Genomic DNA, 6,027 nt, shown 5'->3' with positions numbered 1-6,027 from the left:
AGCAAACCCGCCAACGAAGTGTCCACGATGTCCTGAGACAGAGTGTCTACGAAGTCATGAGACAGAACTGTCTATTAAGTCATGAGACTCCACAGCCGTTCTGAGCGCTCAGAACGACATCTACTGCTACTTAGTTGGGTGATATCACGGTTTTAGTGTCGGTGGGGTCTGGCAGGATTAACCCCATGACGATTATTGCTGCCGCCGATGGGTCCGCCCTCGGTAATCCTGGGCCGGCCGGTTGGGCCTGGTACGTTGATGACTCCTGCTGGCGAGCAGGGGGTTGGCCGCACGGTACCAACAACCAGGGTGAATTGATGGCCGTCCTGGACCTGTTCCGGTCCACGGCCCACGTGCCACAAGAAGAGCTGCGGATCCTCTGCGATAGCCAGTACGTCATCAACTGCATCACCAAGTGGATGCCGGGATGGAAGCGGAAGGGCTGGCGAAAGGCCGACGGCAAACCCGTGCTGAACGTGGACCTTCTCAAAGACATCGACCAAGCGATCGTTGGCCGTAAATACACCTTCGAATGGGTCAAGGGCCATGCTGGTCACGACCTCAACGAAGCCGCCGACGAGCGCGCACGGGCCGCTGCAACGGCCTACCAGCAAGGCGTAGCCCACCGGGCCGGCCCCGGGTTCCCCGGAGCCCAGGAGCAAGGCAAAGCACCAGAGCAGGTGAGGTTTCAGCAAGAGACTGTTCCTGTGCCAGTCTCTGAACCTGTCCCTGCCAGCACCAGGGCCGGCGTCTCCTCCGTGAGAGCTGGTTCAGGACCCGTTAAGGCCGACCGCAACCCCCGGCCGCATTTTGAGCCCACTCTCTTTGGTGAATCCGGCATCTTTGGCCAAGCAGATCTCTTCAGCGAGCTGGAAGATGACGCTTCTGCACAGCAATTGTCGGCAGAGGACACGGTTTTGGCATTGGAGCGGGAACTGCTCAGGCCGGATGTGAGGGCGGACATTGGCAGGATCGGTGTGCTGCTCCACCCGGACTTCGCGGAGATCGGCAGCTCGGGAAGGTTTTGGACGCGCGACGCCATGATGATGGCCTTGGAAGAGGACCCCGGCGAACCGACCGAACTGGAACTGCTTAGCGCTGATCGGCTGAGTGAGAACACCATCTTGCTGAATTACCGCAGCTTCGCGCACACAGGCTCAGCGCTCCGCAGCTCCGTATGGCTGTTGGACCGCGGCCAATGGCGGCTGCGGTTCCACCAGGGGACTGTTGAGGGCTAAGTCCCGGAGAGAGTCCGAGAGAACGAGGTACACATGACCTGCGAGGCGGCTGTACAGGGGGAAGACAGCCAGCCCCGCAGGAGTTCATGGGAGGAGAAGAATCGCCGAGGGCAGCTAGTAGCTGAAGCGCTGGGTGTTGCCCTGCTCTACTTCCGAATAGGTGGTGGCGGCTGAGGATAAGGCCATGGTGATGGATGCCAGGGAGGCCTCAACCTTGCTCTGGGTCAGGGACCACTCCACCATGAGCGCCTGGAAATTCGTCGCTGCTGTTCCCCGCCAAGTGGCCTCGAGTTCCTCCAAGCCTCGCCTCATGGTAAGTACATCGGAACTGATGCGATCGACTGTTCCTTTGACGTTGGCTGACTTGAGCTGGAGCAATTCGGTATCGACTGAGATGACGCTCATGGGTGATGCCTTTCGACGAAGAAGTTCCGCGTGTTGCGGGGGATGCGTGGCTACACCATCGAGCCTAAGCAGCCTCCCGCACCCGCAGAACAGGCCTTCGTCGCTATGTGGACAACCGCGTTATGTGGACAACAGCTCGGCTGATTCCTCGTGGAAAGGGAGGCTGACCACCAAGGTGGCACCGCCGCCGTCGGTCTCGGCAACCTGGACCGAACCGCCATGGGAGCCCACAATCGCAGCAACAATCGCAAGTCCCAAGCCGCTGCCTCCGGTCTCCCGGGTCCGTGAGGTGTCAGCACGGTAGAAGCGCTCAAAGATCTTGTTGGTTTCGGCCTCCGGAATGCCCGGCCCGTGATCGCGGATCTCAATGACTGATACGGAGCCGGCAGGTGTTGTGCGAACACCGACAGCGAGTTCTATGGGGCTGCCCTCGGGTGTGTACCTCAGCGCATTTCCCACCAGGTTCCCTATGACTTGCCGGAGCTTGGCTTCGTCGCCCTGGACCGGCGCCGCGGTGGGGGAGGCGGTGTCGAGCCCGGTTAGAGTGATGGTCCGGTCTCCGGAGGAGGCCTTGGTATCAACCACGGCATCGTGTGCTAGGAGCTGCAGGTCCACGGGCTTGAGCTGAAGCGGCCGCTGCTCATCAAGGCGGGCGAGCATCAACAGATCCTCCACCATGGACCCCATACGCTTGGCTTCGCTTTCGATCCGTCCCATGGCCATGGCCACGTCTTCCTTGGTGGCCAAGGCTCCGTGACGATACAGCTCGGAGAAGCCTCGGATGGTCACCAAGGGTGTTCGCAGTTCATGGGAGGCGTCGGCTGCGAAGCGGCGCATACGCCCTTCGGACGCGGCGCGGGCAGCAAAAGATGCCTCGATGTGGGCCAGCATGGCATTGAGGGAGCCGCCCAGCCGGCCAACCTCGGTGTGGGGGTTATCCACTTCCACGCGGCGGGACAGATCACCGGCCGCGATGGCCGCAGCCGTCTTTTCCACTTTGGCCAGCGGACGGAAGGACCGTGCCACAGTCCACGTGGCGATGAAGAACGCCAAGACCAGAGTCAGCAGGCCAACGCCAACGACCACCAGGACTGCGTGCTCCATGACTTTGTCCACGGGAGTGAGCGGCAGCCCGATGATCACTACGCCGTTTTGGCCGTTGGCGGTGACGCCGATTGCCACTACGCGCCAGTTGGTACCGGTAGTGCCCTTGACTTGGAAGGGGGAGTTGCCCCGGAGCTTGGCTTCAGCCGCCGTGATATTGGCGATTGCCGGGCGATCATTCTGACTGCCGCCGAACGGATAGGGGTCCAGGCCAGGTACATACAGCGTCAGCGAGTAGTCCGTGGGTACGGCGGTGTCCGTAGGAGTCGAGGGGTTGGGCTGGGCCAGCTTGTCAAAAGACTGCTGATCCTGGGCCAAGGCCACGGCGGCCTTGAGTTTGTCGTCCACCTGGCCTTGCAGGTAACTCTTGACCAGCGTCAGTGTTCCCGCACCTGTGGCCGTCAGGGCAAGCAGGAGCAGGCCCATGATGATGGCGACGAGCTGAGACCGCAGGGATGCCGATTTCCAGCGTTGCAGCAAGGGTCAGCGCTTCTCTGCCGTTCGCAGCACGTAGCCCACGCCGCGCTTGGTCTGGATGAGGGCTGCGGCATCGGGATCGATGTCCACTTTGCGTCGCAGGTAAGAGATGTAGGACTCCACGATCGAGGCGTCGCCGTTGAAGTCGTACTCCCAGACGTGGTCAAGGATCTGGGCCTTGGACAGCACGCGGTTGGGATTGAGCATGAGGTAGCGCAGGAGCTTGAATTCGGTGGGGGACAGCTCGATCACTGTGCCGCCGCGGCGGACCTCATGGGCGTCGTCGTCGAGTTCGAGATCGTCCACGCGGATCACGGCGTCGTCGTCCTCCAGGGGCTGCGTGCGGCGAAGGACCGCGCGGATGCGCGCCACCACTTCGTCGAGGCTGAAGGGCTTGGTGACGTAATCGTCGCCCCCGACGGTGAGGCCGGTGACTTTGTCCTCGGTGTCGTCCTTCGCGGTGAGGAAGAGGACCGGGAAGTGCTTTCCGGCAGCGCGGAGGCGGCGGGTCACCGTGAATCCGTCCATGTCCGGCAGCATGACATCCAGGACCGCAAGGTCCGGGGAGTGGAGATCGGCCGCTGCGAGGGCTTCGCGACCGTTGGCGGCCGCAACGACCTCGAAGCCTGCAAATCGCAGCGACGTGGACAGCAGCTCGCGGATATTTGGCTCGTCGTCGACAACGAGAAGCTTGGCTTCAGGACCGTTCTTTTTCATGACACCCATGATGCTCCCAGAAACTGGGAGTTTTCTGGACGCCGCATGGGAGCCGCCTGCGTGGCCGATGCTTCATATCAGGCCCCGAGCGCCAACCCAACCCCCAAAGCCACCATGGTCACAGCGATCCCGCCATCAAGGAATCGCCAGGACCGGGGCCGGGCAAAGAATCCTCGGAGGAAACGCGCCCCGAACCCCAAAGAGCAGAACCATAGGATGCTGCCCAGCATGGCGCCAGCACCAAACCACCACTGCAGTTGGGTGCCTTGGGCGCTGGCTATGGAGCCAAGCAGGGCTATGTCCAGGTAGACGTGCGGGTTGAGCCAGGTCAGGGCGAGGACGGTAGTGACGGCAGCAGCGACACCGCGCTTCGCGCCGCCGTCGTTGATTGGTCCTTCACTTGTTGTCAGCGACTGCGGTCGGAGAGCGCGCCGGGCGGCCATGATGCCGTAGGTCACCAGGAATGCGGCCCCCACGTAGCGAAGAATTACGACGGCGGCAGGGGCTGCCGTTATGAGCGCGCCGGTGCCAAGCACGCCGGCCGCGATCAACACGGCGTCGGACAAGGCGCAGACCGCCACGATGGGCACAATATGCTCGCCCCGGATTCCTTGTCGGAGGACGAAAGCGTTCTGGGCTCCGATAGCGACGATCAGGGCAAGGCCTGTGGCCAGGCCGAGGCCAGCGGATTGGAAGAAATCGTTAAAGTTCACCCTTCGAAATTATGGTCAGGGGAACATTTAGACCAGCTAAAGAATTTCAGGCGGCATAAGATTTGCTTATGCCACAATTTCCTTCCGATCAGCTCCTCACCTTTGCCACGGTCCTCTCGGAGGGCACGCTGGATGCCGCTGCGCGCCTCCTCCACATCACGCCGTCGGCGGTCTCACAACGACTGAAAGCGCTTGAGCAATCTGCCGGGAGGGTCCTGCTTCAACGCAGCAACCCGGCCCAAGCCACCGAGGCGGGCGAGGTTGTGCTTCGTTTGGCGAGGCAGGTGGCGCAACTGGAAGCCGATGCCGGACGTGAATTGGGGCTGGGCACGGACGGGGCGCAGTTGGCCGTGCCGATTGTGGTCAACGCGGATTCGCTGGCGGTGTGGTTCCTGCAAGCGCTGGCCCAGGTGCCTGGGGACCTTGGCGTCACCTTCGACCTCCATAGGGATGACGAGCAACACTCCACATCGTTGCTTCGCTCCGGAACAGTCATGGCCGCCGTGACGGCAACTCCCGAGCCCGTCCAGGGATGCCGTGTAGAGAGCCTTGGGGTGATGCGCTACCGCGCGGTTGCGGCCCCGCCGTTCGTGGAACGCTGGTTCCCAGGGCTGGAAGAGGGTTTGGACAAGCGCCCGGTCAGGCACTTGGGCGGGGCCACGCTCAACGCGGCGACCACCGTGGACTTCGACCGCAAGGACACCTATCAGTGGGCCTTCGTGCAGGCGGCGTTCACCGCCGAGGGCGAGCCGGTCCCGGAGCGGAAAGGACCCAGGCACTACGTCCCGGCTTCCCAGGACTTCGGTGACGCGATCCGTTTAGGCCTCGGCTGGGGCCTGATCCCGGAAGTCCAATGCGGGCCCGAAATCGCGGACCGCCGGCTGATCGAGCTGGCCCCCGACCGGCCCTTCGACGTGCCGCTGTATTGGCAGCGATGGAAGACCGCATCCAGCGTATTGGATGTTCTCAGCGATACGGTCCGCGAGGTTTCGGGGCTGTATTTGAGGAAGCCCTGAGCATTTGAGGAAGCACTGAGTCCTTGAAATCCCAACACGCCAGCGGATGCTTCTCATAATGTCAGTGCCCCGTTCCACACTTTAAACATGGCAAACACAGCAGCTCCCGCAAGCATCCACCAGAACCGCACCAGTGACGTCGAGTTCCACGTGACATATCTGGACACCGATTCAGGCCGCATCCGGCGCGAGGACTTTGAAAACCTGGCCGCAGCCGAACGGTTCGCCAGCGCACAACTCCGCGATGAGGACTCCTGGGCTGTGGTGGACCACGTCAAGATCCAGGTCACCAGTCGGATGGTCGCCTGAGGCTCACGCTTCTCCGGTAGTCCATTTATGCCGGTAGTCCATTTATCG

The 6,027-nt window shown here is 62.1% G+C and carries 7 protein-coding genes; 3 read left to right on the top strand and 4 right to left on the bottom strand.

Features of this window, described 5'->3' with window-relative positions:
* Nucleotides 1–185: 185 nt before the first annotated feature.
* Nucleotides 186–1,238, top strand: coding sequence for an RNase H family protein (locus tag ACIQH5_RS17785; protein ID WP_400405909.1), 1,053 nt, complete (start codon nucleotides 186–188; stop codon nucleotides 1,236–1,238).
* 114 nt (nucleotides 1,239–1,352) lie between these two features.
* On the opposite strand, the gene ACIQH5_RS17780 is transcribed toward ACIQH5_RS17785, so the two are convergent.
* From ACIQH5_RS17780 to ACIQH5_RS17765, 4 genes are all read right to left on the bottom strand, one after another.
* Complete coding sequence (locus tag ACIQH5_RS17780; RefSeq protein ID WP_400405907.1) at nucleotides 1,353–1,643, bottom strand: WXG100 family type VII secretion target; 291 nt, start codon at nucleotides 1,641–1,643, stop codon at nucleotides 1,353–1,355.
* 120 nt (nucleotides 1,644–1,763) lie between these two features.
* The gene (locus ACIQH5_RS17775; protein WP_400405906.1) at nucleotides 1,764–3,227 is read right to left on the bottom strand and encodes a sensor histidine kinase; all 1,464 of its coding nucleotides are present in this window, start codon (nucleotides 3,225–3,227) and stop codon (nucleotides 1,764–1,766) included.
* A 3-nt stretch (nucleotides 3,228–3,230) separates the two neighbouring features.
* Entirely contained in the window at nucleotides 3,231–3,941 is a 711-nt protein-coding gene (locus ACIQH5_RS17770) for a response regulator transcription factor (protein ID WP_024819794.1), read from the bottom strand.
* 77 nt (nucleotides 3,942–4,018) lie between these two features.
* Nucleotides 4,019–4,654: a LysE/ArgO family amino acid transporter gene (locus tag ACIQH5_RS17765; RefSeq protein ID WP_400405905.1), complete on the bottom strand. Its 636-nt coding sequence runs from the start codon at nucleotides 4,652–4,654 to the stop codon at nucleotides 4,019–4,021.
* 68 nt (nucleotides 4,655–4,722) lie between these two features.
* On the opposite strand from ACIQH5_RS17765, the gene ACIQH5_RS17760 reads away from it, so the two are divergent.
* Together ACIQH5_RS17760 and ACIQH5_RS17755 are read left to right on the top strand one after the other, a co-directional pair.
* Nucleotides 4,723–5,670 carry a LysR family transcriptional regulator ArgP gene (locus ACIQH5_RS17760; protein WP_400405903.1) on the top strand — a complete coding sequence of 316 codons (948 nt, stop codon included), beginning with the start codon at nucleotides 4,723–4,725 and terminating at the stop codon, nucleotides 5,668–5,670.
* Between the two features lie 87 nt (nucleotides 5,671–5,757).
* Nucleotides 5,758–5,979, top strand: coding sequence for a hypothetical protein (locus ACIQH5_RS17755; RefSeq protein WP_400405902.1), 222 nt, complete (start codon nucleotides 5,758–5,760; stop codon nucleotides 5,977–5,979).
* The last annotated feature ends 48 nt before the right edge of the window (nucleotides 5,980–6,027 follow it).

This window comes from Paenarthrobacter sp. NPDC091711 (assembly GCF_044756605.1).
Classification (GTDB): domain Bacteria; phylum Actinomycetota; class Actinomycetes; order Actinomycetales; family Micrococcaceae; genus Arthrobacter.
The sequence above is the reverse complement of the archived record's forward strand: the minus strand, read 5'-3'. Positions and strand labels throughout refer to the sequence as shown.